Below are 26,074 nucleotides of genomic sequence, written 5' to 3'. Positions count from 1 at the left end.
TGGCGATACAGAGACATCCCAACAACACTCCAAACCATCATTTCCATTGGTAACCTTCGTCTGCGAATAGTCGTAATTCCTGTATCTTCCAAACACTGGGAAATGAGTTCTGGAGAAAGCAGATCAGATAAACCCGAAAGTTGCTCTGCAGAGAATTGATGAACTTGGTTAAGAGCCTGTCTTAAAAACATAAAAAAAATCCGAGTGCATTGAATACACTCGGATTTTGACACTTTGAATGGATCGTTCAACCGATCATTTAGTTGTTAACTGATCGGCATTAAGGTAAGCCTCGCGTTTTTTTATCAGTAGCGATAAGTTTAATACGTGCTTATAGCTTACTGCATACAAATAGCAACGGTGCCAAGCACCATTACTGTAATTAGGGCATACCAAATTTTCTGAGACTTGGTATCGGCGACATTGACGCGAATGTAGTTAATCTCCTCGGTCGCCATGACTTCAAAATCACTGAAGCTCATGGTGAACTCTTTGCGCGCTTGGATAATGTCATTTTGAAGTTTATTGAAGGTTGTTTCGATAAACTGTTTTGCTTCACCAAGTGGTGCGCTTGCTAGAGAAAGCGTATCCCAGATGGCCATTCTAGATTCGAATTCGCGGTCGGTAACACGGTTTAGCATCAACAGATCGTGCTCACGCTTAATACGTTGTTTACCCAGTTTATCGAAATTTATGTGTGATAACTTGTTCAAGTCAACTACTCCAAAGTTTTATAACGACGCTGCATCCAAGGGTAAAGAATGCAGCGTTACGTGCGTGGAATAGTAGGTAGCGCACCACAAGGTATCAACTTGATGTTTTTGTGAAAACGACAAATTTTATTGTTTTTAGCAGGGGTCTGTTGGAACGTGATCACTTCGAGCAATTGCCTTGATAAACGTTCCTTAGTTTTCCATTGACCGTTTTCTATTAGGTAAACCACCCATATCCCAGCATTTAGTGATCAACATATTGCCTTGATAATCCCCATTGACCCAGCAGGGAACGGTTGGGGTACCACCTGTGTTTCCCCCTGCAAATGCAGTGCTCGATATAGTGAGCGCGAGTATATAAAACCACTTCATAACTGCCTCCTGAAACGTGACTTAATAGTACGCAGCGAAACTCCATTGTTGCTGAAAGATAATCCTATCTCGTTCTGTCTACTTATGCTGATACGTATTCAAAACAAGGAGAGCCCATGCCACTATTCAAACTGTTTGCTTCTCTATATCTTTGGCTGGTGTTAGCCGCTAGCGCGTATGCTCTCGAGCCTGTTTATAGCGACTTTTTTGGTAAGGCGATTCACGGTTATGATCCAGTGGCTTACTTTACACAAGGCAAACCTGTCAAAGGTAATAGTGACTACACCTATGATTGGAATGACGCGACTTGGTACTTCTCATCCAAGCAAAACCAAGACCTGTTCACTGCCAATCCAGACCGCTACTCACCCCAGTACGGTGGTTACTGCGCTTGGGCAGTGAGTAAAGGCTATACGGCAAAAATCGACCCTAATGCGTGGTACATTCACGACGACAAGCTGTATCTAAATTATAGTAAGTCCGTGCAAAGCACATGGCAGCAGAATATTCCGGGCAACATTGCCAGCGCAGATCTAAACTGGCCGAGCCTGTTAAAGCAATAACTAAGTCAAGTTCTCATAATCAAGGAGTTCTAATGATTAGCTGTAGTGATTATGACTATGTAGAAATCGCGTGCATGCATCGATATCCGGTAAGGTTATCTATGAAAAATGGTCAAAAAATTGAAGGTACAGCGCTCGATACCACTCGGAATGACGTTAAAGCCGAGTGTATTAAGCTTAGCCAGCAAAGCGGTGAGCGACTAGTCGAACTCGATCAGATCGCGAGTATAGAAGTATTAACCGCAACCCCTCACTTTGTTACTAAAGTGTTTTCATGAGGGCTAAATGGCCTATGCATTAGGCCCGTGTAGTTATTAGCTATTCTTAACTGCTATCTGTGGTGGATGGATACCATGCTTTTGAAATTCGCTCATGACCCGAAGCGTGATATCCGTTTCGAATAGCTTCTCATACGCGGTATCCACGACGTAGGCTTTACAGGTCAGCTGAATCGCTAGATAGTTATCGGTAATAGTCTGTTTGACGAGCACGGTGACGGGTTTGGGTAAGTGAATATAACGACTCGATGAGGCGGCTTCTTGAATTAAGTTGCGTGCCAATACGATGTCTTCGTTCATTCCTACATAAAATGGAATCACAACCTGCATGTCAAGCGCACCATAGTTACCACTGACAGTGACTTCGTTTAAGAACTTGTTGTTTGGGATGGTGATGATGTCATCATTTAACGTTCGCATTCGAACTGATCGAAGACCTATCGTCAAAATATCACCATAATTGCCTTCAAATGTGACGCGGTCACCAACTTGGAATGGCCTGTCAATCATGACCGTTAATCCGGCAATAAAAGAGGCGGCGAGATCTTTCATCGCGAAACCAACAGACACTGCTAATGTTCCACCAATCAGGGCGAGTATGTGGTCGTTTATCCGAAAGCTGAGCATGAAAACCACGATGCCCGCAGTCATGTAAATAAAGAATTGTAGAAAGGATTGAAGCTTTTGCAGTAGCATTCGATATTGAACAAACTGGCCGCCAATACTGTCTACCATAGAGTTCATGAACTTAATCAGCAGCCACGTCGCCATAATAATAAGAATACTCGCCAGTACACCCGACCAGCGAATGAGTGAGGCAAACTGAGAAATACTGTCCACAGATGGGATTTCCTCACTTGCCCAAGTTATCGATGCGAGCAAAACCAAAGGAAGTAGGAGTAGACGCTTTATCATCATTCTTTTCATCATTGAGCTGCTCACTTAACCAGTAAATGCTGACGGTCTAATACGTTGGTGATATGTCTAAACCAATGATCGGAAATCCTTGCTTTATCTTCGCGCCATTCAATATAGCCTCTGCTCTGGAAATATCTCAGAGAACCGATGACTTCAGATATGGTGAGCTGAGTACAATCAGAGACATCTTCAGGCGAAGCGGATTCAAGCTGGACGATGGAGCGCAATATAGCCAACATTGGTTTGGGCATCTTATCGAGTTCCTCGGATTCAGGAGCGTGGAATAGGCGAACTGCAACTTGCTCCGTTTCTTTGTTTCGATTTAGCGAGAAACGGAAAAATCGTAACGCTACCGTTGGATTGCCGTCTGAGTAATGCCACAAGATTCGATAGAAGCCTTGTTTCGCGCGGTCTTCTTCAGACTCACTGTCGTTGTCCCACTGTTTAGGTACGACAAGCCCTTCGAAGCTTACTGAGTGGCTAATATTAGGATTAATACGGCTGTCGAGAAGCGCCGACATTTGTTCCTCGTTCCACCTTGGCAAAAAGGCCACCCAGTCGAAAAGCAAACGTTCGCCGCGCGCTCTGTCGATAAAGCGCCAACTGGCTTTTTCAATAGAAAATACTGCTCGATGACTTTTCTTGGAACGGCGAAGTAGATTGGTGAATCGGATTAAGTCGTTTAATCCTCCCACCTTTGGTTTTACCATTCGTTGGCAGTTATCAATTGCGATTAGGTAATGTGTGTCGCTCTTTCTTAGGTGGCTGAGAATTTTTACTTCGCTGGTTTCTTCTTCTAGCCCTAGGCTTACCGCCAAGTGGATCAGCAGATCGTTGTAACCGGAGTTAGGGCAGTTTATGTAAATCGGCTCAGCGTTTTTTACTTTGCTAAGAATTTGAGTAAGTAAGCGGGTAGCACCGATACCGCGCTCACCAGTGACGATACAAATCGCTGGGCTATTGGTTAGCAGGTATTTGGAAAGTTGCTGTATTTCCTGTTTTGCAAAGTCGACCAAAGGGCTACTGTCATCACCCGGGAGGATATATTCAAAAGCAGCATCACCTTTAATGCGCACTAGGTTTTCGTCGGCGCTGTTGCTGGTTTGCTTAGCCACTTCAATCTTAAACAGATAGGTGAGCGCTTGATTGAACATAGTGTAACGGGACAAAAGCCCAATGAGACGATTTTTCAAATGATGCAAAGCGATCCATAAAGTCGCAATGGCGGTTGCTATCCATCCGATAATGAATACGTCTTTTTTTGCCGCAGCCCAGACAACAATGATCGGTTTCTCGGAGATCTTGTCTAACGATTCGAACACTACCTGTTTCCACATGATGATGACGCTGAGAGTGATGAGTGCAAACCAGAAAGAAAAGACACTGGTTATCCAATAATAGATAGTGCCTTTGCCAAGCGTCTGTGAGGCAATTTGAAGAACTAGGCCAACAACAATAAAGCTCCATACATAGCGTCTAACCGTAGACAACCTCAGTGCAGCCACGGTTTTATTGGTGGCAAGACTATTGCGCTGTACAAACTCAAGAATAAACGAGATGGCAATTGAGCCACCCAGTATCCACCAAGTAAACAGTTCGATGTAGTAAAGCTGTGAAAGTGCTTCGATACTGCTGAGTACTCGCAAAGAGACGGTAATAGCCATCAACCAAGCGATCGCGTTGCTTGCACGCCCTATATACCAGATCAAGCGTACCCATATAGGAGGTTTGTTCATTGAGGTTGAGACATGGGCCTTGAATTGCTCAAACAACCTACGCTGGTTAGCTAACCACCACATGAGTAATGAATAGATGATAAAGACCTGTACGCCAACCCAAATAACAGGGACAGGAGAGATGAATATCTCTTTAATCAGAGTCTTGAGACTGCGAAGCTGAAAGAACAGGAAGTATTCCGCATTGAGCTGCGTAATTCGCCACTCTTGTTTGAACTGCGTGACACCGTCGGGGCCAAAGCCAGTTAACTGGGCGAAGGTCTTTTCTGAGGCCAGCTCCAATAAAGACTGTTTGCTCAAACTTAAACTGTTTAAAGTTAAATAATCACTTTGAACATCAAACCAATGGTCATCATTTGGTTCATCTTTATACACTGCGAGTGCTTCATTAAACTCAATAATGCTACGATCTTGTTGATCTAAGGTGTAGGAGAGTAGGCGCCGTACTTTGTTGATATCGGAGGGCGTCATAAACAGCGCTTTTGGGAGGGTGGTAATTTCTTGTTGTAAAGAAAGCGCATCTTCCGATGCTGTGGGTAGCGTATCGTCTTGATAATCCCAGCGCGCGTGACAGGGGAAGCTCAGCGTTATCACCATTAACCATAACCAGAATGTCTGTTTTATCATGGTCAGCTTCCCTCCCGTAACTGATTGAGTCTTATTGATTTGTTATTAGTGTAGTTTGACTATAAGCGCTCTGCTCTTGAGAACAGAAAAAACCTCCTGTTTTTATCGTTAAAGCGGTTCTTACTTGCATCTCGGAGCAAGAGACTGTAGGGTTGCGCAGTTTTGTTCATTCACATAGGTAACGCTCGTGCTATCGACCGCAAATATCACTCAACAGTTTGGTGCTAAGCCACTGTTTGAAAACATCTCTATTAAGTTTGGCGAAGGCAACCGTTATGGCCTCATCGGCGCAAACGGCTGTGGCAAATCAACTTTCATGAAGATCTTGAGCGGCGAGTTGGAACCAACGGGCGGAAACGTCTCTTATGATCCGAACGAACGCGTAGCTAAGCTAAACCAGGACCAGTTCGCTTACGAAGAGTTCACGGTTGTCGACACTGTTATCATGGGTCACAAAGAGCTTTGGGCAATCAAACAAGAGCGTGACCGTATTTACTCGCTAGCAGAGATGAGCGAAGAAGATGGTATGAAAGTGGCTGATCTTGAAGTTCAGTTCGCAGAGCTCGATGGTTACATGGCAGAAGCGAAAGCTGGCGAGCTACTATTGGCAGTAGGCATTCCCGAAGAGCAGCACTTTGGCCTAATGAGTGAAGTAGCTCCAGGTTGGAAACTTCGTGTGCTATTGGCTCAGGTTCTTTTTGCTGACCCGCATATCATGCTACTAGACGAACCAACCAACAACCTGGATATGGACACGATTCGTTGGCTAGAAGAAACGCTAAACCAACGCAACTGCACCATGATCATCATCTCGCACGACCGTCACTTCTTAAACTCTGTGTGTACGCACATGGCTGACCTGGATTACGGTGAACTTCGTCTGTTTACAGGTAACTATGATGAATACATGGTTGCGGCTTCACAAGCTCGTGAGCGCTTATTGGCAGACAATGCGAAGAAGAAAGCACAAATCGCTGAGCTAAATACCTTCGTAGCGCGTTTCTCTGCAAACGCATCTAAAGCGAAGCAAGCAACATCTCGTGCTAAGCAGATTGATAAGATCCAACTTGAAGAAGTGAAACCTTCAAGCCGTCAAAACCCGTTTATTCGTTTTGACCAAGAGAAAGAGCTATTCCGTAACGCACTAAACGTTGAAAACCTGAGCCAAGGCTTCGAAAACGATCTATTTACTGGCTTCAATGCTATCTTCGAAGTGGGTGAGCGTGTTGCTATCATCGGTGAGAACGGCGTGGGTAAAACTACGCTACTTAACACACTTGCTGGCGTACTTGAGCCTCGTACTGGTGAGTACAAGTGGTCAGAAAACAGCAACATCGGTTACTACGCACAAGATCACGCACATGACTTCGAAGAAGACATGAACCTAATGGACTGGATGGGTCAATGGCGTCAAGCAGGCGATGACGAGCAAGTTATCCGCAGCTTCCTAGGGCGTATGCTATTTGGTCAAGACGACATTAAGAAGTCTGTAAAAGTACTTTCAGGTGGTGAGCAAGGTCGTATGCTTCTTGGTAAGATCATGATGCACAAACCAAACATGCTTCTGATGGACGAACCAACCAACCACATGGATATGGAATCTATCGAATCGCTGAACAACGCACTTGAGCAGTACAAAGGCACGCTATTCTTCGTATCGCACGACCGTGTGTTTGTAGACTCGCTAGCGACTCGTGTTCTAGAGATCAAAGACGGGAAGATTAATGACTTCCGCGGCACGTATGCTGAGTTCTTGAAATCGAAAGGGATTGATGGGTAATCAGGTAGATTGCTTTGATAGGAGCCTCGCGGATGCGGGGCTTTTTTGTATTTGTTTTAGGGTGTTAGCGTTAAAGATCTTAAGAGCACCCCCCTCTAGCTCCCCCTTATAAAGGGGGAGAACTACTGCTCGTTACTGCGTAACGTTGCACTAAGAATTAAGGCGATGCGATAGCGAGCCTTCTGTTCCTCCCCTTTATAAGGGGAGGCTAGGAGGGGTGCTCTTTTGTCCTTTCGAGGTCAAAATCAACCCATAACCACACCCCGAACCCAAACCATCAACAACAAATACGCAAACATCACCCAAACCAACACCGCGGACAATAGCGTCCCAACAACAGACAAGTGATAACTAAAGTAATAAACTGCAATCAAATAAGCCGCATAAGGCATAAGCGAATAAAGCCCAAACAGCGCTGTCATACGAAGCGCTTCCATATTACGCTCGGTTGCGACGATGTAGTGGGCGATCAAAGCAAAACTTGGAAATAGTGGCACTAACCCTGCAATAAAGAAGTTCTTACTTTTAGATAGAATGGCAATCAGCATCACAGCCGCTGCGCCAATTAAGCATTTGAGAAATAGAGCGACCATTTTTTGGATTACGCCAAGTTAAACAGCAGTTCATCATCCGTCATGTACTTATGCTTATTGCCGAGATTGCGCACATGCATAAACATAAAACTTGGAAACGCAGGGGCAAGTAGGTTATTGGGTTCCCAAAGTTCACCACCAATAAATACATATCGACCTTGCTTTTCATCATTGTGATGTGGGTTGTTGATCTCTGTAGAAAGTTCTGCGCGCACGCCTTCAATCACACAAACGACTTGTCCTTTGGCAACACCCACAACTCGTGTTACTAGGTTGGCTTTCATGCCGCATTTCCACGCTTGGCGCGTGGCCCATTCAAATCCGAGTTTACGGACACCTTTGTGAACATTGACGATAAGATTCATGCTAACTCTGCAATAGTTGAGTGTTTCGTTACAGAGTAATTTGATTGTATTGGGTAGACGAGTGAAGGCTGCGAGGCGATTCTTATTGGGTGACAAATTCATTAAAAAAGCCCCCTAAATTAGGAGGCTGTTTGGTTCAATTGACTGGCACCAAGCTTAGCTGCTGCCTTTAACATCAAAATCGACTTTTTCACCGCCAGTAAACACTTGGAAGCGCAAGCCTTTAGCTCTTGCAATCGTGGTGATGCCAAACTGTTTAGCGAGATCTAACCCCATTTGAGTCACACCAGAGCGAGACAGCAGCACTGGGATCCCCATCTGCGCTACTTTGATCACCATCTCTGAGGTCAATCGACCCGTAGTGTAGAAGATTTTGTTATCGCCCGTTTCTTCATTGATCCACATTTCACCAGCAAGGGTGTCGACTGCGTTGTGGCGGCCCACATCTTCAACAAACGATAAAACCTCGTCACCTTTACAAATCGCACAGCCATGAACTGCGCCAGCTTTTTTATAGGTATCGTTGTAATGGGTCAGGGCTTCGAGCGTCGCGTAAATCTGAGACTGCTTGAGGGGCGTTTGTGGCACTTGATAGCCTTCAAGTTGCTTCATAACGTTGCCATACATGGTGCCTTGACCACAGCCTGAGGTGACGGTTTTCTTTTTCAAGGCTTCTTCAAGAAAGTCCGTATTTTCTTTGGTGATCACGGCCGCTGAATGCGTTTCCCAGTCGATAATTAATGACTCAATGGCTGCTGGGTCAGACAGAAAACCTTGGTTCTTTAAGTAGCCCAATACAAGAGAGTCAGGCCTTGAGCCGAGCGTCATCAACGTCACGATCTCTTTCCAGTTCAGCATGACAGTAAGAGGGCGTTCGCAGGCGATTTGCTTGGTGATCTTTTCACCATATTCGTCAAACACGTCGACTTCGATGGTTTGAAGGGGATTTTCGCTTGTTCTAATAATGTTGGGTTTAACCACGCGTATATCCTTTTGGTCTGGCAGTAGCACTTGGCTATTGGCTTGATATTTGCTTAGTTTTCACTAATGCTTAAACGATTATTACCAATAAAGTTTTGGCGCGCAAATAACTTACGCTAATTTAGGGATATGAAATGCAGTCAGAAACTCCTGAATCCATTCCTAACCATTCTTCTACTTTTGATGCTCAGCTTATTGAAAAAAACGAGCATCAATGGCCGATACAAATCGACTTGTCTGTTGTTGAAAAGCAAGTAGGACGCTGGACAAGCACCCAGCGCGAGCTTGAGGGTTTTCAATTAGAAGTCACGGATAACAGCAAGCCTCATGCCATCTTAGAACTCTATCGAGATGAGCGTACCGATTACCGATTTAATCTAAGTTCCCAGAACCCAATGTTGTTCGTTGTTTTGGATAGCCATGATGAGCTCAGCCTAAAGCCGATTGTCGTCACAGCGTCACAAGCTGTAGCCGGCTCTTTTATGGATGGTGACTACTTAGTGCTTTCTAAACCTATTCCGTTGCCTATCCAAGCGTGGATGGAAGCGTTCATCGGTCGGCATGGTGAACTGCTCGAAGTAAGACGGAAAAAACGTAAAGGAGCGGGGCGTTCAAGTGGCAAATAGTTTTCTATCACGTTGGTCTCAGCGTAAATTAGAGGAGCAGTCCGAACAACAGGCTGAGCCTGAAGTATCGACTGTTGAAGGTGAGCAAGCAGAGCTCTCAGCCACTGAAGACGATGTTGTACTGAATGCACCTACTGACTCATTGGAAGCAGAGTCTGAGGTTAAGGCAGAGATAAAAACCACCGTCGATACAGAAGAAGACGAGCTCTCTATATCGCAATTACTTGCTAATACTGAAGTGGACAGGGCGGTTAAAAAAGCCGCGCTTAGAAAGCTCTTTATGCAGCCAGAGTTCAATGTAGTCGATGGTTTAAATGACTATGACCATGACTATTCAGCGGTTAAGCCCCTAGCTTCAGAAGTAGCGGAAACACTTAGGGGTTGGGTAAAAGAGATTGATGAGAAATTAGAAATGGGAGAAGAGTTGCAGGAATCAACAGCACAGGTAGCTAGTGATGCCGAACAAAGTGCTGAAGATGTTGATTTGGAATATAGTGAGTCTGCTCAGAGTGCATCTGTCGAATACCATAAAGCAGATCATGAATCCAAATCGGATGATGACATTTGTTCCGAAACTAAGCCCGGCACAAAACCTACCTAACAAACTGATATTGAGACAAAATTTACCACATAGAAAGTAGGTACATTTTGTCTCATTTTAGTTTCTTAATGAATGAGACAAAATGTCTCACGCGACAAATAGCCTCAACGATCTGAGGGTAAATAAAGGTAATGTATTAATTAATAGCGTTTTTTTATCGTCTTTATAGTTGGAACAGTAATTGCAAACCTGTGTAGTTGGTTCATATGAAACCAAAAAACGGAGCGCAAAGACTCCAACACTGGAAACAAGCGATGATAAAACAACTATTACAACAAGCGACATCTAAAAACGGACGCGCGCGTAGCTTTGCTTTTGAAAACACCGTTGAGTTATCGAACTTAATACCACCAACGGTGAGCTATGAAAGTCATGGTGATACGTTAATCATTGGGCCTACGGCGATTATCACCAGTACAGCAGAGCAGTTGACGACGATGCATTCGGTGACACTACTGTCGACTGATGGCGAGCCCTCTGAGCATAGTAACCTCTACTATGCTGATAGCATCGAAATCTCAGGATTCTTGGGTACGTTTAGCGTTCATATCCAAAATAAACACACGCATAGCAATTTAGCGGAAGTTTCTATCGTTCGAGACTGTTTCGACATTGTTTTGGATCACTCTCTCAACGGCTGTATGTCTGAAGAAGTACCCGTACCTGGTTACTACCCAGTTGGTCGTGGTTACCCAACACTTGCCGATGCACTGGAAGAAATTCCGGGCTTAATGGGGACGTTTGATAAGCCAAAGTATTTTCGACTCGATACGGATTTGTGCGCCCACAGCTCACGAGGTGTAAAAGGTTGTGAGCGATGTGTAGACGCTTGTCCTGCTGGAGCGCTTAGCAGCCAAGGTAACGACAAAATTGGTCATAAGATCGAAATAAACCCTTACCTTTGCCAAGGTGTCGGTACTTGCGCTACAGCATGTCCTACGGAAGCGATCCACTACGCACTTCCTACACCACAAGATACCCAAAAGTTCATTGAACGTACGCTGGCAAATTATCATCATCAGGGTGGTGAGAATGCCATTGTTCTAATCTGTAGCTCACGTCATGAAAGCTATAACGTGATGGCGCTGAAAGTATTGCCAGACAATGTGATTCCATTAGTGGTCGAAGAGCTACCATCGGTAGGAATTGATACTTGGTTCGCTGCGTTGGCCAATGGCGCGACTCAAGTCATGTTTGCTGCAAGTCGTCATATGCCAGAAACCATTCAAACGGTACTTAATCGTGAAGTAGGTATGGCGCAGCAGCTTCTAGAAAACCTAGGTCTAGCACGTGAGACCATCGACATCTTGTACCTTGAGTCATTGCGCGAAGGTATGCCGACGTTAGTTGAATTAGACCTTGAGCTTCGTATTGGCGATGTTGAAGGCAACAAACGTCAACGACTATTCCATTCTTTGGATGTGTTGTCTGCCAAACAAGGCGTGACTGACAACATTCAGCCACTCCCGACGACCGCACCTTATGGCACTGTTCAATGTGATACGGACAAATGTACCTTGTGTATGGGCTGTGTAGCGGTTTGCCCAACGAAGGCACTTTACAACAAGGGTGATAGACCTGCGCTAGACTTTGTTGAGCAAGACTGTGTGCAGTGCGGCATGTGTGAAAAAGCGTGTCCAGAATCTGCGTTATCCCTTACTCAGCAAATCAATTGGGACAAAGAAGCGCGCACCAAAGTCGTCGCGCTTCATGAAGAGAAAGCGGCGGAATGTTTAAGTTGTGGTAAGCCATTTGCACCGCAATCCATGATTACGATGCTGCAAGATAAGTTACGCGGTCACTCTCACTTTGACAATGAAGCGGCACTGCGTCGTATTGCGATGTGTGAAGATTGTCGAGTCGTGGATATGTTTGAAAATATGGCTGAAAACCCTGAACAACAACTTAAATACTAGGAACGTATGTCAATGGATAACGAGAATAACCAACTAAGAAGTGACATCTACCTACTCATTTCAACGCTATGCCGTGGGGCGCCCGAGCGTGAGTTACTTGATTTTCTATCAACATTGGAGATCGAGTCGGGCATTAATCAAATGACTAGTGCATGGCAAGGGTTAGCTGAGGCTGCAAAAGTCGCTGAAGTCAGTGCGCTTGAAGATGAGTATCAAGACTTGTTCATAGGTGTCGGAAAAGGTGAGGTGATTCCTTTTGCTTCATGGCATTTGACCGGCTCTCTGATGGATAAGCCGCTGGCGGCGCTTCGCCAAGATCTTAGCCATTTAGGCCTAGAGCGTGAAGAGTCAGTTAAAGAGCCAGAAGATCATATTTCAGCCGTGTGCGAAGTGTTAGCGCACTTGATTGACCAACAGAAAGAGCAAGAAGCGAAAGCCTTCTTTAACCACCATCTTTCTCCTTGGTACACAGATTTATGCCGCCAGATTGAAACTGCGCCGAGTGGTCAGTTTTATCCATCTGTTGCGTTATTAATGCAAGCATTTTTCGATGTAGAGCAGGTGAGCTATGCGCAAAACCCAGGCACTACGCAGGCGAAAATGAAGATAGACGTAAAAAATATAACCACTAAGTAATGTCAGCTAACGAGAGATGCCATCACAACGGATAGGTATCCACTCAGGGAGCAAACTATGAGTAAACAAACCAAACGTGACGATAAAAGTGATTTTAACGAAAATCGTCGAAACCTACTAAAAGGCCTGACTACTGCGGCTGTCGCCGGCGTTGTTATTTCAGGTACTGCACATGCCACGACTAATACTGAGTTAGTTGAAGCAAAGCCCGATAACGAGAAGAAAACCGGTTATCGTGAAACGCAGCACGTTAAAGATTATTACGACACATTGTAGGAGCAAAGCATGAAATTAACGAAACGCTCCGACAATGTGAGCAAAAATGAAAACAAGCTCGGTCTTAGCCGCCGTGCATTTGTGCGCAATTCATCTATCGCTGCAGGTGGTTTGGCTGCGGGTGCCTATACGTTCGCACCAGGTATGATCAGAAAAGCACAGGCTGAAACGGTTCCTGTAGATGCTAAGACGGAAGTTAAGCGCACCATCTGTTCTCACTGTTCGGTGGGCTGTGGCGTTTATGCAGAAGTACAAAACGGCGTGTGGACCGGCCAAGAGCCAGCGTTTGACCACCCATTTAATGCTGGTGGTCACTGTGCGAAAGGCGCAGCCTTGCGTGAGCACGGCCATGGTGAGCGCCGCCTTAAGTACCCAATGAAACTCGAAGGCGGCAAGTGGAAAAAACTCAGCTGGGAAGATGCGATTGAAGAGATCGGTAACAAGGTTTTAGAGATCCGCAAAGAATCAGGCCCAGATTCTGTTTACTGGCTGGGTAGTGCGAAGCACAGCAACGAACAAGCGTATATGTTCCGTAAAATGGCATCGCTTTGGGGCACTAACAACGTCGACCATCAAGCGCGTATTTGTCACTCGACCACAGTATCCGGTGTTGCTAACACTTGGGGCTATGGGGCGATGACTAACTCTTTCAATGACATGCATAACTGTAAGTCGATGCTGTTCATTGGTTCAAACCCGGCAGAAGCCCACCCGGTGGCTATGCAGCACATCCTGATTGCAAAAGAGAAAAACCGCTGTCAGATCGTGGTTGCAGATCCTCGTCGTACTCGCACCGCAGCAAAAGCCAACCACTACTGCTCGCTTCGCCCTGGTACCGACGTAGCGTTTATCTGGGGTCTTTTGTGGCATATCTTCGCAAACAAGTGGGAAGATCAAGAGTTCATTCGCCAGCGTGTTTACGGTATGGATGAGATCCGTACTGAAGTAGCGAAATGGAATCCAAAAGAAGTGGAGCGCGTTACTGGCGTTAGCGAAGCGGATGTTTACAAAGCGGCGAAGATCCTTTCTGAAAACCGCCCTGGCAGTATCATTTGGTGTATGGGTGGTACTCAGCACACTACAGGTAATAACAATACACGTGCTTACTGCGTACTCGAGCTTGCTCTGGGCAACATTGGTAAGTCTGGTGGTGGTGCCAACATCTTCCGTGGTCACGACAACGTTCAAGGCGCTACTGACCTTGGCGTTCTCTCTCACACTCTACCTGGATACTATGGTCTAGCAGATGGTTCATGGAAACACTGGGCAAAAGTGTGGGATGTTGACTACGAGTGGATCAAAGAGCGATTTGACCAGAATGAATACCGCGGCAAGAAGCCAATGAACAACATGGGCATTCCAGTGTCCCGTTGGATTGATGGTGTTCTAGAGAACAAAGACAATATCGAGCAGAACGATAACATTCGTGCCATGTTCTATTGGGGTCACGCGGTTAACTCGCAAACCCGTGGCGTAGAGATGCAAAAAGCGATGCAGAAGCTGGATATGATGGTGATCGTTGACCCGTATCCAACACATGCAGCCGTTATGAATAACCGTACTGATGGTGTTTACCTGCTTCCTGCAACCACTCAGTTTGAAACGCATGGCTCTGTTACAGCATCTAACCGTTCACTACAATGGCGCGATCAGGTTATTGAACCACTTTTCGACTCTAAGCCTGACCACGAGATCATGTACCTTCTTACTAAGAAGTTGGGTTTCGAGAATGAGCTATTCAAAAACGTTGCGGTTGAGAACAATCAGCCGAACATCGAAGACATCACGCGTGAGTTTAACAAAGGCATGTGGACGATTGGTTACACCGGCCAAAGCCCAGAGCGTATTAAAGCGCACCAACAAAACTGGCATACGTTCCACAAAACTTCACTGGTAGCGGAAGGCGGCCCAATCAATGGCGAAACCTACGGTCTACCTTGGCCATGTTGGGGCACGCCAGAGATGAAACACCCAGGTACCCACATTCTTTATGATACGTCTAAAGCAGTCGCTGACGGTGGTGGTAACTTCCGTGCTCGTTTTGGTGTTGAGTTCGAAGGCAATAGTCTACTCGCTGAAGATAGTTATTCCTTGGGTTGTGAACTTGAAGATGGCTATCCAGAGTTTACGGATAAACTCATCCAACAATTAGGTTGGTGGGATGACTTAACTGCGGAAGAAAAAGCAGCAGCAGAAGGTAAAAACTGGAAGACGGACTTATCTGGTGGTATTCAGCGCGTAGCGATTAAGCATGGCTGTATGCCTTTTGGTAATGCCAAAGCGCGTGCCATTGTTTGGACCTTCCCAGATAGAGTGCCTTTGCACCGTGAGCCACTTTACACGCCAAGACGTGATTTAGTAGCAGATTACCCAACATGGGATGACAGTGAGTCTATCTACCGTCTTCCTACCATGTACAAATCAATTCAAGACAAAGATGTGTCGGGCGAGTATCCAATCGTTCTAACGTCAGGTCGATTGGTTGAGTACGAAGGTGGTGGTGAAGAAACGCGTTCTAACCCATGGCTAGCCGAACTTCAGCGTGAAATGTTTGTTGAGGTGAACCCGAAAGATGCCAATGACATTGGCTTCAAAGATGGTGACATGGTGTGGGTTGAAGGTGCAGAGAAAGGACGTATTAAGGTGAAAGCGATGGTGACACCTCGTGTGAAACCGGGTCTGGCGTTCATTCCATTCCACTTTGGCGGTAAGTTCCAAGGTGAAGACCTCACTAATAAGTATCCAGAGGGTACCGTGCCTTACGTCATCGGTGAAGCCGCTAACACAGCAACCACCTATGGTTATGACCCAGTGACTCAAATGCAGGAAACCAAAGTCACTCTCTGTAACATTAAGAAAGCGTAAGGAGTCACCTAATGGCTAATATGAAATTCCTATGTGACACCAAACGTTGTATTGAATGTAATGGCTGTGTCACGGCATGTAAAAACGAAAATGATGACGCGCTTCAATGGGGTATCCAGCGTCGTCGTGTTGTTACTTTGAACGATGGTCTTCCCGGTGAAAACTCGATCTCTGTGGCTTGTATGCACTGTACCGACGCACCATGTATGGCTGTGTGTCCTGCAGATTGCTTCGAGCGTACAGAAGATGGCATTGTGCTTCACAACAAAGATCTCTGTATCGGTTGTGGCTACTGCTTGTTTGCCTGTCCATTTGGTGCACCTCAGTTCCCGAAACAAGCTGCGTTTGGTGAACGCGGTAAAATGGACAAATGTACTTTCTGTGCGGGCGGCCCTGAAACTGAAGACAATTCAGAAGAAGAGCGCGCTAAGTACGGCGCAAACCGTATTGCTGAAGGTAAGCTGCCAATGTGTGCCGAGCTTTGTTCAACAAAAGCTCTACTAGCCGGTGACGCTGCGAAAGTATCGGATATCTTTCGTCAACGTGTAGTAGAGCGTGGTGCGAAAGATGCAGGTTGGACCGATGGGAATGACCTCGCTTACGATGCGACTAAAAGCTAATGGAGAGAGCGATGGCTATTTTGTCTAAACAACAAGGTTTGCTTGGCTCTGTCTTCCAATTGCTGCTGCCAGTGTTGGCAGCAGTGGTTCTTGTAATGTCGTTTGGCGTTCATGCTGAAGAAAGTAAGAGCAATAAAGTTGTTCAAGGTGAGGTGACACAGCTTGCTGGTGCTGACTATTGGCGCATGGTGAAAGAAGGGGTAGAGGGGACAACCACCTCGGCGTCTCCTGAGCACGGTGTGTTAATCAGTACGCCTGGTGAAACGTGGTATATCTTGAAAGAAAAGTGGATGTCTCCTGCTGGTGCAGTAGCCATTTTCGGTAGTATTACCCTTGTGATGCTCGCGTATTTCATTGGTGGCCCAATGAAGCTATCTGGCGCGAGAACTGGGCGTAAACTGCAAAGATGGAGCCGTATGGACAGAGCGCTTCACTGGAGTATGGCGTTTGTCTTCTTAACGCTTGCCTTCAGTGGTCTGATGCTGGTCTACGGTAAGCACTTTATGAAGCCTTATGTACCTACAGACTTATGGGGCTGGACCGTTTATTTGGCGAAGCAGTACCATAACTATATGGGGCCAATGTTCTTAGTGCTACTCGTTGCCCTGCTCTTTAAGTGGTGGAGTAAATCTATTTTCACTAAGGTGGATGTACAGTGGTTTATGAAGTTTGGCGGTATGGCAGGCAAGCATAAAGGCAGTCACCCCTCTGCTGGCTTTTCTAATGCGGGTGAGAAGGTTCTGTTTTGGATGCTGATCATTGTTGGTGCTGTTGTCGCCGCCAGTGGCCTTATTCTCGATTTCCCTATTTTTGGTCAAACACGTCGTGATATGGAATGGTCGAACTTAATCCATATGCTGGCTGCACTGATACTGATCTGTGGTTTCATTTTCCATATTTACATCGGCTTGTTCGGGATGGAAGGAGCGTTGGAAGGCATGGTGACGGGTGAAGTTGACGAAACGTGGGCGAAAGAGCATCACGATCTTTGGTATGAGGAAGTCAAACATGAGCTGGACAACCCCAAGCCTAAAGAAGAGTCAGTTTCATCTGGCGTTGATGGCAAGACGCGAAGCGATCTAAGCTAAAGGAGAATACTAAGATATGCACCAACAACACAAAGGTATTTGGATAGCTTACATTCTTAGCCTCTTTACGCCTTTTACGTTATTAATCTCAGGCGTTATTGCTATTGTCTATGCTGGTTATCGTTTGGACAAAGGTGAGGATAGTGATGTGATTAACTCTCATTACTACGGGTTGATTAGAACCTTCTTTCTCAATCTGACCTTCTTTGTTGTGTTAATCGTCACTGTAGCAACCTCTAACGGCTTGCTCAAAGGCGTCACGCACTATTGGTATCAGGCAACGTGGCTCGACCAGATTGCTAACTTCATTCCCTATGTTGGTATGTTGTTTGCCTCGGTCGCAATTGTGGTCTGGATTATTCGTATGTTTGCTGGCATGAACAAACTGAAGCAAAACATACCAATGACGTTTGGTGAAACTGCTGAGCCAATTAAGCATCTACCGTAAATACTGGTAGTCCTATCGAAAAGGAGTTGTAGCTAACTACAACTCCTTTTTTATTGTCTTACCTATTTTTGCAACATAATTGCAACTTATTAGTGCACTCCAAATTGGTGCGTCATCCCTTCCATGGTGCAATAGAAACGTGCTACGTCGTAATTCTTTAAAACTAATGCCATCAAGGTTTACTATTAATCAATAACTTAGATGCGTATCTGTTATTTCTGTCAACTTGGAACGTTCTTTGCTCTAACTGTCGTTCAATAAAAAATCGCTCTCACCAAATTGGTGTAAAGCAAGAAGTTGTGGCACGTTTTTGGTGCGCGTCATAACTAAACGATAAAGGAGTAATCGACTTATGACCCCCTCTGTAGAGCACGTACATGGTGCAGTACAAACACTCACTCAGAGCTCAGATACGCTTTTCTTACTATTGGGTGCCATTATGGTGTTCTTAATGCATGCTGGGTTTGCATTTCTTGAAGTGGGGACGGTAAGGCATAAAAACCAGGTGAATGCTCTAGTGAAAATCTTGGCTGATTTTGGTGTTTCAGCTATTGCTTATTTCTTCATAGGCTACTGGGTAGCTTATGGTGGTACATTTTTCGCGGATGCGGAAACCTTGTCGCAAGGAAATGGCTATGAGCTGGTTAAGTTCTTCTTCCTGTTGACGTTCGCGGCCGCAATTCCAGCCATTGTCTCTGGTGGTATTGCAGAGCGTGCAAGGTTCTACCCTGTGTTGTTAGCGACTTTCTTTACCGTGGGTCTTGTCTACCCGTTGTTTGAAGGGATGATTTGGAATGGTAACTTTGGCTTTCAAAGCCTTTTAGAGTCAAGCTTTGGTGCGGGTTTCCATGACTTTGCTGGCTCAGTGGTGGTGCATGGCGTTGGTGGTTGGATTGCTTTGGTTGCAGTGATCTTCCTTGGTATGCGAAAAGGGCGTATTCGCGCTGGTAAACATACCAACTTTGCTCCGTCAAATATTCCTTTCTTGGCTTTGGGGGCGTGGATCCTAAGTGTTGGTTGGTTTGGCTTTAACGTGATGTCTGCGCAAACGCTCGAAGGAATTAGTGGTCTTGTTGCGATGAACTCACTGATGGCAATGGTAGGCGGCATCTTAGCTTCTCTGTTTGCGGGTAGAAATGACCCTGGTTTTATCCATAATGGACCGTTAGCAGGCTTAGTAGCGGTTTGTGCGGGTTCGGATCTGATGCATCCAATTGGTGCTCTGATTACTGGCGGTGTAGCAGGCGCATTGTTTGTTTGGGTGTTCACTTATCTACAGAATAAAACGCAAATTGATGACGTATTGGGTGTATGGCCGTTACATGGCCTCTGTGGCGCTTGGGGCGGTATCGCGGCAGGTATTTTTGGTCAGCAAGCACTAGGCGGTATGGGTGGTGTAAGCTTCGCCTCCCAATTAGTTGGCACAGCTGCTGGTATCGTTGTTGCCATGATTGGTGCTGGTCTTGTGTACGGCATTCTTGATAAGCTCACTGGCTTGCGTTTATCTGAAGAAGATGAATACAAAGGCGCGGACTTGGCGATTCACAAGATCTCAGCCACAAACGAAGATTAATACTATCCTATTGCTTCTAAGTAACTGAAATCACGTAGGGATTAGACCATGGTCTAATCCCTAATACTATTGATGTTATTCGTTCCATGTTACTCTTGTTGGTACAACAATAAGTCAGCACAAGGAAGGTCTATGAAGTTTCCCTACAAAAATGTCGTTGTTTTGACCGGTGCGGGTATTTCTGCGGAGTCAGGTATTCAAACATTCCGTGCACAAGACGGACTTTGGGAAAACCACCGAATTGAAGACGTGGCCACTCCAGAAGGTTTTGTACGCAATCCAGAACTTGTCCAAAATTTTTATAATCAGCGTCGTAGCAAACTCCAACAGGAGTCTATTTTGCCTAACGCCGCTCATATCGCGTTAGGAAACCTTGAAAAAGAGTTAGACGGCACGGTTACTGTTATTACTCAAAATATCGACAATCTCCACGAGCGCGGCGGAAGCGAAAACATCATTCATATGCATGGTGAACTTCTTAAAGCACGCTGTGAAGAGTCTGGGCAGGTGATCGATACCAAAGACGATATCCTTACTGGAGATTTATGCCACTGCTGCCAAATTCCTTCGCAAATGAGACCACATATCGTCTGGTTTGGTGAGATGCCTCTTCGAATGGGTGATATTTACGCCGCTATTGAGAAAGCTGACCTGTTTGTTTCCATTGGTACTTCAGGCGTAGTGTATCCAGCTGCGGGTTTTGTTCATGATGCTAAAATGCATGGCGCTCACACCATAGAGATCAATCTAGAGCCAAGCGCAGTACAGAGTGAGTTTGAAGAGAAGCGATATGGAAAGGCGAGTATTGAAGTGCCTAAGTTGGTCAAAGAGATTTTAGAGTTGCAGACTCAAGGTAATACTGCTTAAAACCAAACCTACTACGTATTACCTGTAGTGTATTGTGCTATACCACCATTACGTCATCCTCGAGACATCGAGGATCTCCCGAAGCGTGCAGGGTGGTAACAGTCATTGAAGTTGGCTAAAGCGCGCTATAGAAGATCCCCTTTTTCAAGGGGATGACGACTTTTAGGAAAACTAGATATAACAAAGCCCTCCAGTAGGAGGGCTTTGTCTTTAGTCAATACTAGAAATTAGTTATCGACTTTTAGCTTTTGGAAGTATTCTTCGTAAAGCGCGCCAGCTTCGCCAACTTCATCTTGCCATGTACCCGAGTCCATCACTTTTTGAGGTGGGAACACGTTTGGATCTTCAGCAAATTCTTTTGGTAGTAGCGGATAAGCTGTTTTAACTGGTGTTGGGTAACCAATTTCCACTGCAATTTTTGCAGCATTTTCTGGACGAAGTAGGAAATCAATCATCTTATGTGCGGCTTCTGTATTTTTCGCACCTGATGGGATGGCTAGGCTATCCATCCAGAAAATCGTGCCTTTTTCAGGCCATACGATCTCGATAGAAGCGCCTTCTTGGCGAGCCATATATGCTGAACCATTCCAAAGCATACCCAGTGATACTTCACCTGCAAGGTATGGATTTGCCGGGAAATCTGAGTTGAACACCAATACATTTGGTACCAACTTTCTAAGCTCTTCGTATGCAGCTTTGATTTCATCTGGATTAGTGGTGTTTGGCGAGTAACCAAGTTTCGTTAGTGCGATGTGGAATACTTCACGTGAGTCATCCATCATCATCAGCTGACCGTCCCATTGAGGATCCCATAAATCACCCCAAGAGCTTACCGCTGAACGGTCTAGCATATCTGTATTGATACCGATACCGGTTGCGCCCCAGATATAAGGAATCGAGAATTTGTTATCTGGGTCAAAAGGCTTGTCTAGATAGTTTGGATCCAGATCTTGATAGTGAGCTAGCTTTTCTTTGTCTAACTCTTGAAGCATGCCTTCTTTACGCATCTTAGATACAAAGTAGGTAGAAGGAACCACGAGGTCGTAGCCAGAGCCTTGCGTTTTTAATTTCGCATACATGCTCTCATTGGATTCATAAGTAGAGTAGATGACTTTAATGCCAGTTTCTTTAGTAAAGTCTTCTAGTACTTCGCTAGGAATGTATTCAGACCAGTTGTAGAAGTAAAGTTCTTCGTTGGCTGCAAACGCCGGGGTAGTGAAGAGAGTCGCCGCACATAGTGCGCCTGCATACAATTTGCTTTTCATTACTTTTCCGTTTGTTTTGGTAAACAAAGAGTCTCTAAGAGACATGACGATATGGGAAAGTAGGGCTTCCCACACTACTTTGCACGCCATCATTATTTGATGTGCATCACAACATTATATCAGCCAATGATTGAATACTCTATGTTGGAGTTTACAAAAATTAAACGTTTAGAAGGATATAGAACGTCAGCCATAAAAAAAGGTGGCTACTGCCACCTTTTTACACTGAAGGAGTAAAGATTACTGACCTGCTTTTAGTTTTAGGAAATAATCTTCGTAAACTACCGTGCTGTCACCAACCGCATCTTGCCATTCTACGCGATCCAAATCTTCTTGAGATGGGAATAGAGCAGGGCTGTCTTTAAACTTCTCGTTTGACGCTTTTACTGCTGTTAGGTAGCCAGTGTCGCGAGAAATTTGCTCTGCAATTTCTGGGCGAAGCAAAAAGTCGATCATCTTGTGTGCTGCATCAACGTTTTTCGCACCTGAGCTGATCGCGAAGTTGTCTACCCAACCAATACCGCCTTCTTTCGGGAATACAAGCTTAATTGGTAGACCTTCATTTTGCGCAGCCGCTGCTGAGCCATTCCAAAGCATACCTAGGCCAACTTCACCAGACATGTATGGTGCACCTGGGTTGTCTGAGTTAAACACCAATACGTTTGGCATTAGCTTTTGCAGTTCTGCGTAAGCTTCGTCAATTTGTGCTTTGTCAGTCGTGTTACCAGAGTAGCCCAATTTACGTAGCGCGATGTGGAACACTTCACGAGTGTCATCCATCATCATTAGCTGGCCTTCAAGCTCTGGTTTCCACAAGTCAGCCCAACTTGTAAATTCTTCAGGATCATACATGTCTGTATTTACCGCAAGACCGGTGATCGCGACAACGTGCGGGATAGAGTAGTCGTTGTTTGGATCGTATGGTTTGTCTAGGTAGTTTACATCCAGGTTGCTGAAGTTCGATAGCTTTGACTTATCGATTTTTTGTAGCATACCTTCATCACGCATTTTCGCTACGAAGTAGGTCGATGGAACGACAAGATCATAACCTTTATTGTGCGTTTTTAGCTTTGCATACAAGGTTTCGTTCGACTCATAGGTAGAGTAGATAACCTTGATGCCAGTCTCTTTAGTAAATTGCTCTAGGATATTACTGTTGATGTAAGGCCCCCAGTTCATAAATACCAATTCTTTATCTTCTTTTGCACTAGCTGCTCCAGATAGAAGAGAAAGTGCGCATGCACTACCAGCTAAAAAAGTAGCCCATTTTTTCATTGACGTTAGCTCCAAAACAAACGCTGCCTTTAAGGCATAGATAGAAAAAGAGCAGAATGACAACGCCATTCTGCTCCATTAGTAAAATAGCGGTTTACTTAACCTTTTCTCTTGCCAGTAATTGAGAGGTCACAACCAAGACAAGAGAGACAATTAACATAATGGTCGCAAGGGCGTTCACCTCTGGTGAAATACCGACTTTTACCATTGAATAAATCTTAAGTGGCAAAATCTCGTACGTCGGCCCTGTCACAAACGAACTCACAATCACGTCATCTAGCGATAGTGTAAATGACAATAACCAACCTGCCGCCACTGCCGGTTTAGCGAGTGGCAAGATAATTTGTTTAAGAATAGTCCATTCACCAGCACCAAGATCTTTTGCCGCTTCAAGCATTTTTACATCGAAGCCTTTTAAACGGCTGTAAACAGTCACAACTACGAACGGCAAACAGAATGTAATATGCGCGATCAATAAGCTAAAGAAGCCTAGTTGGGCACCAAGCACCAAGAAAATCGCTAACAACGAAATGGCCATCACAATATCTGGTGACATCATCACAATAAAGAGTAAGCCACTTACTGCGCCTTTACCCTTAAATTGGTAACGGAACAGCGCAACCGCGGTCAAGCTACCAATAATGGTTGCAGCGGTTGCCGAAAAAACAGCGACATTGAGCGAGTGCCAAGCGGCTTGCATCAAGCTGTCGTTGTTAACCAGAGCGTCGTACCACTTGGTCGTAAAGCCCCCCCATTTCATTCCAAATTTGTTGGCATTGAATGAGTTAGCGATCAAAACAATGATCGGTAGATACAAGAACACGTACACTACCGTCATAAAGCTAAATCTTACAGCGCGTCCCATTATTCGAGCTCCACTTTACGGTTTAAGAGCTTGCCTGCACGGTAGTAGGCATACAACATCACTGCCATCGCGGCAGTTAGGGCGATACTCGTCGCCGCGCCAAACGGCCAATCACGAGCATTGAGTATCTGACTCTTAATCACGTTACCAATTAGAAGGTTCTTCGCGCCGCCCAATAGGTCAGCGATGTAGAACATACCTAATGCAGGAAGTAGCACAAGCAGACAGCCGCCGATAATTCCTGGCATAGTTAATGGCAAGATTACTTTCGTTAGTGTTTGCCATTTGTTAGCACCGAGATCGCGCGCTGCTTCAATATAGGTACCGTCCAGTTTCTCAATCGCTGAGTAGAGCGGAAGAATCATGAAAGGCAGCAGAATATAGACCAAGCCGATCATTACAGCGGTCTCGGTGTACATAATGCGCAAAGGTTTATCGATAATATCTAAGGCTATTAAGCTCTTGTTTAAGATGCCTTGAGTACCTAAAACAATCTTCAAACCATAGGTACGGATTAACGAGTTAGTCCAGAACGGAACTATCACCAAAAACAGCATAAACGGACGCCATTTTTCTGGCATCTTCGCTACGATATACGCAAATGGATAACCAACCACCAAACAGATAAAGGTTGCCACGATCGCCATGTAGAACGAGTGGAATAAGACCTTAGCGTATAGAGGGTCAAGTAATCGAGCGTAGTTCTCGAGCGTGAACGTCATTTCAATCAGGTTAGCTTCGTCTCGAGTTAGGAAGCTCGTACCTATGATCATCACATTGGGAATCAGCACAAACAGTACCAACCAACCGACAATCAGAGTGATAATGGCGTTCTGTAGATTAAACTTCTTGCTCATCTTTTAGCACCACTTCCCAGCTTTCAACCCAAGTAACGGCAACCTTTTGACCTAGAGAGTGGTCGACATCTGGATCATCTTCGTTAAAGAATTCACTCACCATTACACGCATACCAGACTCTAGTTCAACGACAGAATCTAGCGTCATACCTTTATAGGTACGTTCTGCTACGTGACCAACGATGCCTCTATTTTCTGACTCTTTGATCTCTTCGATACGCAAATCTTCTGGGCGAAGCAATACTTGAAGCTTTTCACCAGATTCAAACGCTTTGTCGTAGTAAACAATGCTCTTCTGACCTTCTATTTCGGCATTGATACGTTTGTCGTCAATGCGGTCGATGGCCGTTGCGTTAAACACGTTGATCTCGCCGATAAAACGAGCAACGAACAGATTTTTCGGCTCTTCGTAGATTTCGCGAGGGGTACCATCTTGCTCGATCACGCCATCGCGCATTACGATGATACGGTCCGACATCGACAATGCTTCTTCTTGATCGTGAGTAACGAAAATAAAAGTAATACCTAGTTGGCGCTGAAGCTGTTTAAGCTCAATCTGCATTTGCTTACGCAGTTTGTAGTCAAGTGCAGACAGTGATTCATCAAGAAGTAGAACCTTTGGCTTGTTCACGACAGCGCGAGCAATCGCAATACGTTGCTGCTGACCACCAGAAAGCTGGTGCGGTTTACGCTGAGCCATTTTCTCTAGGCGAACCATTTTCAATGCTTCGAGAACGCGAGGTTCAATCTCAGCATTTGGCACTTTTTGCATACGCAAACCAAATGCCACATTTTCGAAAACGGTCATATGAGGAAAGAGGGCATAGCTCTGGAAAACAGTATTGACGTGTCGCTGTTCAGCGGGGACTTCCGTTACATCTTGGCCAGCGAGATTGAGTCTACCACTGTCGACGGTTTCAAAGCCGGCGATCATTCTTAGTACTGTGGTCTTACCGCAGCCCGAAGGACCCAAAATAGTGAGAAACTCACCATGATTAACGTTTAAGTTAAGATTTGCGATGATTTCCTTACCATCGAAACTTTTACTCACACCAGCAAGCTGTACGACTGGTGTTCCTTCTGAATGTTTAGCGTTCAACGTCTGTTTTTCTCCACCTCGGCCGAAAATTTAGCGGCCAGTTGCTATACACATTTAAGGCGCGCATCATAATCACCAATTGGGTGAAATCAAAGCATTTTCTTATCCCGAAACGAAAAAATTTTGCAGGTAAAACTAAACATTATTTACCATACTAGGTTTAGAGCGCGTCGAGTTGAATATTTTGCCTTATCAATTGGTTAATTATCACCCAAAAAGACTGAAAAGCAAGGTGATAACAGTGATAATACAATCTCGTTACCGCTATAAT

The 26,074-nt window shown here is 45.2% G+C and carries 27 protein-coding genes; 14 read left to right on the top strand and 13 right to left on the bottom strand.

The genetic code is table 11. The features are described from left to right. From L4C42_RS21325 to L4C42_RS21315, 3 genes are all read right to left on the bottom strand, one after another. Nucleotides 1–191, bottom strand: a 191-nt coding sequence (locus L4C42_RS21325; RefSeq protein ID WP_429761053.1) for a transposase domain-containing protein, incomplete at its 3' end; no start/stop codon positions are given. A gap of 147 nt (nt 192–338) precedes the next feature. Then, a complete protein-coding gene (locus L4C42_RS21320; RefSeq protein WP_353496206.1) occupies nt 339–713 on the bottom strand; it encodes a thiamine-phosphate diphosphorylase in 375 nt (124 codons plus the stop codon). Nucleotides 714–905: 192 nt separating this feature from the next. Continuing rightward, nucleotides 906–1,085: a hypothetical protein gene (locus L4C42_RS21315; protein WP_353496205.1), complete on the bottom strand. Its 180-nt coding sequence runs from the start codon at nt 1,083–1,085 to the stop codon at nt 906–908. Nucleotides 1,086–1,201: 116 nt separating this feature from the next. Here L4C42_RS21315 and L4C42_RS21310 point away from each other — a divergent pair, with 116 nt between their 5' ends. After that, nucleotides 1,202–1,648, top strand: coding sequence for a YHS domain-containing (seleno)protein (locus L4C42_RS21310; protein WP_418642215.1), 447 nt, complete (start codon nt 1,202–1,204; stop codon nt 1,646–1,648). Nucleotides 1,649–1,680: 32 nt separating this feature from the next. Beyond that, entirely contained in the window at nt 1,681–1,926 is a 246-nt protein-coding gene (locus tag L4C42_RS21305) for a Rho-binding antiterminator (RefSeq protein WP_418642216.1), read from the top strand. A gap of 36 nt (nt 1,927–1,962) precedes the next feature. Here the strand turns inward: L4C42_RS21305 and L4C42_RS21300 are convergent, their stop codons facing one another. Both L4C42_RS21300 and L4C42_RS21295 read right to left on the bottom strand, forming a co-directional pair. After that, entirely contained in the window at nt 1,963–2,841 is an 879-nt protein-coding gene (locus tag L4C42_RS21300; protein ID WP_353498695.1) for a mechanosensitive ion channel family protein, read from the bottom strand. A gap of 23 nt (nt 2,842–2,864) precedes the next feature. Further along, entirely contained in the window at nt 2,865–5,207 is a 2,343-nt protein-coding gene (locus L4C42_RS21295) for an ATP-binding protein (RefSeq protein WP_353496202.1), read from the bottom strand. Between the two features lie 187 nt (nt 5,208–5,394). Here L4C42_RS21295 and L4C42_RS21290 point away from each other — a divergent pair, with 187 nt between their 5' ends. Beyond that, nucleotides 5,395–6,987, top strand: a complete 1,593-nt coding sequence (locus L4C42_RS21290) for an ABC-F family ATPase (RefSeq protein WP_353496201.1) — start codon at nt 5,395–5,397, stop codon at nt 6,985–6,987. A 245-nt stretch (nt 6,988–7,232) separates the two neighbouring features. On the opposite strand, the gene L4C42_RS21285 is transcribed toward L4C42_RS21290, so the two are convergent. From L4C42_RS21285 to L4C42_RS21275, 3 genes are all read right to left on the bottom strand, one after another. Continuing rightward, entirely contained in the window at nt 7,233–7,580 is a 348-nt protein-coding gene (locus tag L4C42_RS21285; RefSeq protein WP_353496200.1) for a GlpM family protein, read from the bottom strand. A gap of 8 nt (nt 7,581–7,588) precedes the next feature. Beyond that, on the bottom strand, nt 7,589–7,945 hold the full coding sequence (locus L4C42_RS21280) for an acyl-CoA synthetase (RefSeq protein WP_353496199.1): 357 nt from the start codon (nt 7,943–7,945) through the stop codon (nt 7,589–7,591). 156 nt (nt 7,946–8,101) lie between these two features. Further along, nucleotides 8,102–8,926, bottom strand: a complete 825-nt coding sequence (locus L4C42_RS21275; protein WP_429761713.1) for a formate dehydrogenase accessory sulfurtransferase FdhD — start codon at nt 8,924–8,926, stop codon at nt 8,102–8,104. A gap of 134 nt (nt 8,927–9,060) precedes the next feature. On the opposite strand from L4C42_RS21275, the gene L4C42_RS21270 reads away from it, so the two are divergent. The 11 genes from L4C42_RS21270 (at nt 9,061) to cobB (ending at nt 20,442) form a co-directional block, all read left to right on the top strand. Then, on the top strand, nt 9,061–9,552 hold the full coding sequence (locus L4C42_RS21270; RefSeq protein WP_353496197.1) for a DUF3305 domain-containing protein: 492 nt from the start codon (nt 9,061–9,063) through the stop codon (nt 9,550–9,552). Beyond that, nucleotides 9,542–10,153, top strand: a complete 612-nt coding sequence (locus L4C42_RS21265; RefSeq protein WP_353496196.1) for a DUF3306 domain-containing protein — start codon at nt 9,542–9,544, stop codon at nt 10,151–10,153. The genes L4C42_RS21270 and L4C42_RS21265 overlap by 11 nt, the downstream gene beginning before the upstream one ends. A gap of 254 nt (nt 10,154–10,407) precedes the next feature. Continuing rightward, nucleotides 10,408–12,069 (top strand): 4Fe-4S dicluster domain-containing protein, encoded by a 1,662-nt coding sequence (locus L4C42_RS21260; protein ID WP_353496195.1) that lies wholly within the window; start codon nt 10,408–10,410, stop codon nt 12,067–12,069. A 12-nt stretch (nt 12,070–12,081) separates the two neighbouring features. Beyond that, entirely contained in the window at nt 12,082–12,705 is a 624-nt protein-coding gene (locus L4C42_RS21255) for a TorD/DmsD family molecular chaperone (RefSeq protein WP_429761712.1), read from the top strand. 57 nt (nt 12,706–12,762) lie between these two features. Beyond that, on the top strand, nt 12,763–12,981 hold the full coding sequence (locus L4C42_RS21250) for a twin-arginine translocation signal domain-containing protein (protein WP_353496193.1): 219 nt from the start codon (nt 12,763–12,765) through the stop codon (nt 12,979–12,981). 9 nt (nt 12,982–12,990) lie between these two features. Continuing rightward, nucleotides 12,991–15,846, top strand: a complete 2,856-nt coding sequence (locus L4C42_RS21245; protein WP_429761711.1) for a formate dehydrogenase subunit alpha — start codon at nt 12,991–12,993, stop codon at nt 15,844–15,846. Nucleotides 15,847–15,857: 11 nt separating this feature from the next. After that, entirely contained in the window at nt 15,858–16,466 is a 609-nt protein-coding gene (gene fdh3B / locus L4C42_RS21240; RefSeq protein ID WP_042501521.1) for a formate dehydrogenase FDH3 subunit beta, read from the top strand. 11 nt (nt 16,467–16,477) lie between these two features. After that, on the top strand, nt 16,478–17,554 hold the full coding sequence (locus tag L4C42_RS21235; protein WP_353496191.1) for a formate dehydrogenase subunit gamma: 1,077 nt from the start codon (nt 16,478–16,480) through the stop codon (nt 17,552–17,554). Between the two features lie 16 nt (nt 17,555–17,570). Then, complete coding sequence (locus L4C42_RS21230; RefSeq protein WP_353496190.1) at nt 17,571–18,002, top strand: hypothetical protein; 432 nt, start codon at nt 17,571–17,573, stop codon at nt 18,000–18,002. Nucleotides 18,003–18,354: 352 nt separating this feature from the next. Continuing rightward, nucleotides 18,355–19,575 carry an ammonium transporter gene (locus L4C42_RS21225; RefSeq protein WP_353496189.1) on the top strand — a complete coding sequence of 407 codons (1,221 nt, stop codon included), beginning with the start codon at nt 18,355–18,357 and terminating at the stop codon, nt 19,573–19,575. A gap of 132 nt (nt 19,576–19,707) precedes the next feature. Beyond that, nucleotides 19,708–20,442 carry a Sir2 family NAD+-dependent deacetylase gene (cobB, locus tag L4C42_RS21220; RefSeq protein WP_418642220.1) on the top strand — a complete coding sequence of 245 codons (735 nt, stop codon included), beginning with the start codon at nt 19,708–19,710 and terminating at the stop codon, nt 20,440–20,442. A 227-nt stretch (nt 20,443–20,669) separates the two neighbouring features. Here cobB and L4C42_RS21215 read toward each other — a convergent pair whose 3' ends face one another. From L4C42_RS21215 to potA, 5 genes are all read right to left on the bottom strand, one after another. After that, nucleotides 20,670–21,707, bottom strand: a complete 1,038-nt coding sequence (locus L4C42_RS21215; RefSeq protein WP_353496187.1) for an extracellular solute-binding protein — start codon at nt 21,705–21,707, stop codon at nt 20,670–20,672. Nucleotides 21,708–21,947: 240 nt separating this feature from the next. Then, nucleotides 21,948–22,982: an extracellular solute-binding protein gene (locus tag L4C42_RS21210; protein WP_353496186.1), complete on the bottom strand. Its 1,035-nt coding sequence runs from the start codon at nt 22,980–22,982 to the stop codon at nt 21,948–21,950. Nucleotides 22,983–23,076: 94 nt separating this feature from the next. Continuing rightward, nucleotides 23,077–23,847 (bottom strand): spermidine/putrescine ABC transporter permease PotC, encoded by a 771-nt coding sequence (gene potC / locus L4C42_RS21205; RefSeq protein WP_353496185.1) that lies wholly within the window; start codon nt 23,845–23,847, stop codon nt 23,077–23,079. Then, entirely contained in the window at nt 23,847–24,704 is an 858-nt protein-coding gene (potB, locus tag L4C42_RS21200; RefSeq protein ID WP_353496184.1) for a spermidine/putrescine ABC transporter permease PotB, read from the bottom strand. Before potB ends, potC begins: the two co-directional genes overlap by 1 nt. Then, nucleotides 24,688–25,833 (bottom strand): spermidine/putrescine ABC transporter ATP-binding protein PotA, encoded by a 1,146-nt coding sequence (gene potA, locus L4C42_RS21195; protein WP_353498694.1) that lies wholly within the window; start codon nt 25,831–25,833, stop codon nt 24,688–24,690. The genes potB and potA overlap by 17 nt, the downstream gene beginning before the upstream one ends. Between the last annotated feature and the right edge of the window lie 241 nt (nt 25,834–26,074).

This window comes from Vibrio wakamikoensis (assembly GCF_050337275.1).
In the GTDB taxonomy this organism is placed as follows: domain Bacteria; phylum Pseudomonadota; class Gammaproteobacteria; order Enterobacterales; family Vibrionaceae; genus Vibrio; species Vibrio chaetopteri.
The sequence above is the reverse complement of the archived record's forward strand: the minus strand, read 5'-3'. Positions and strand labels throughout refer to the sequence as shown.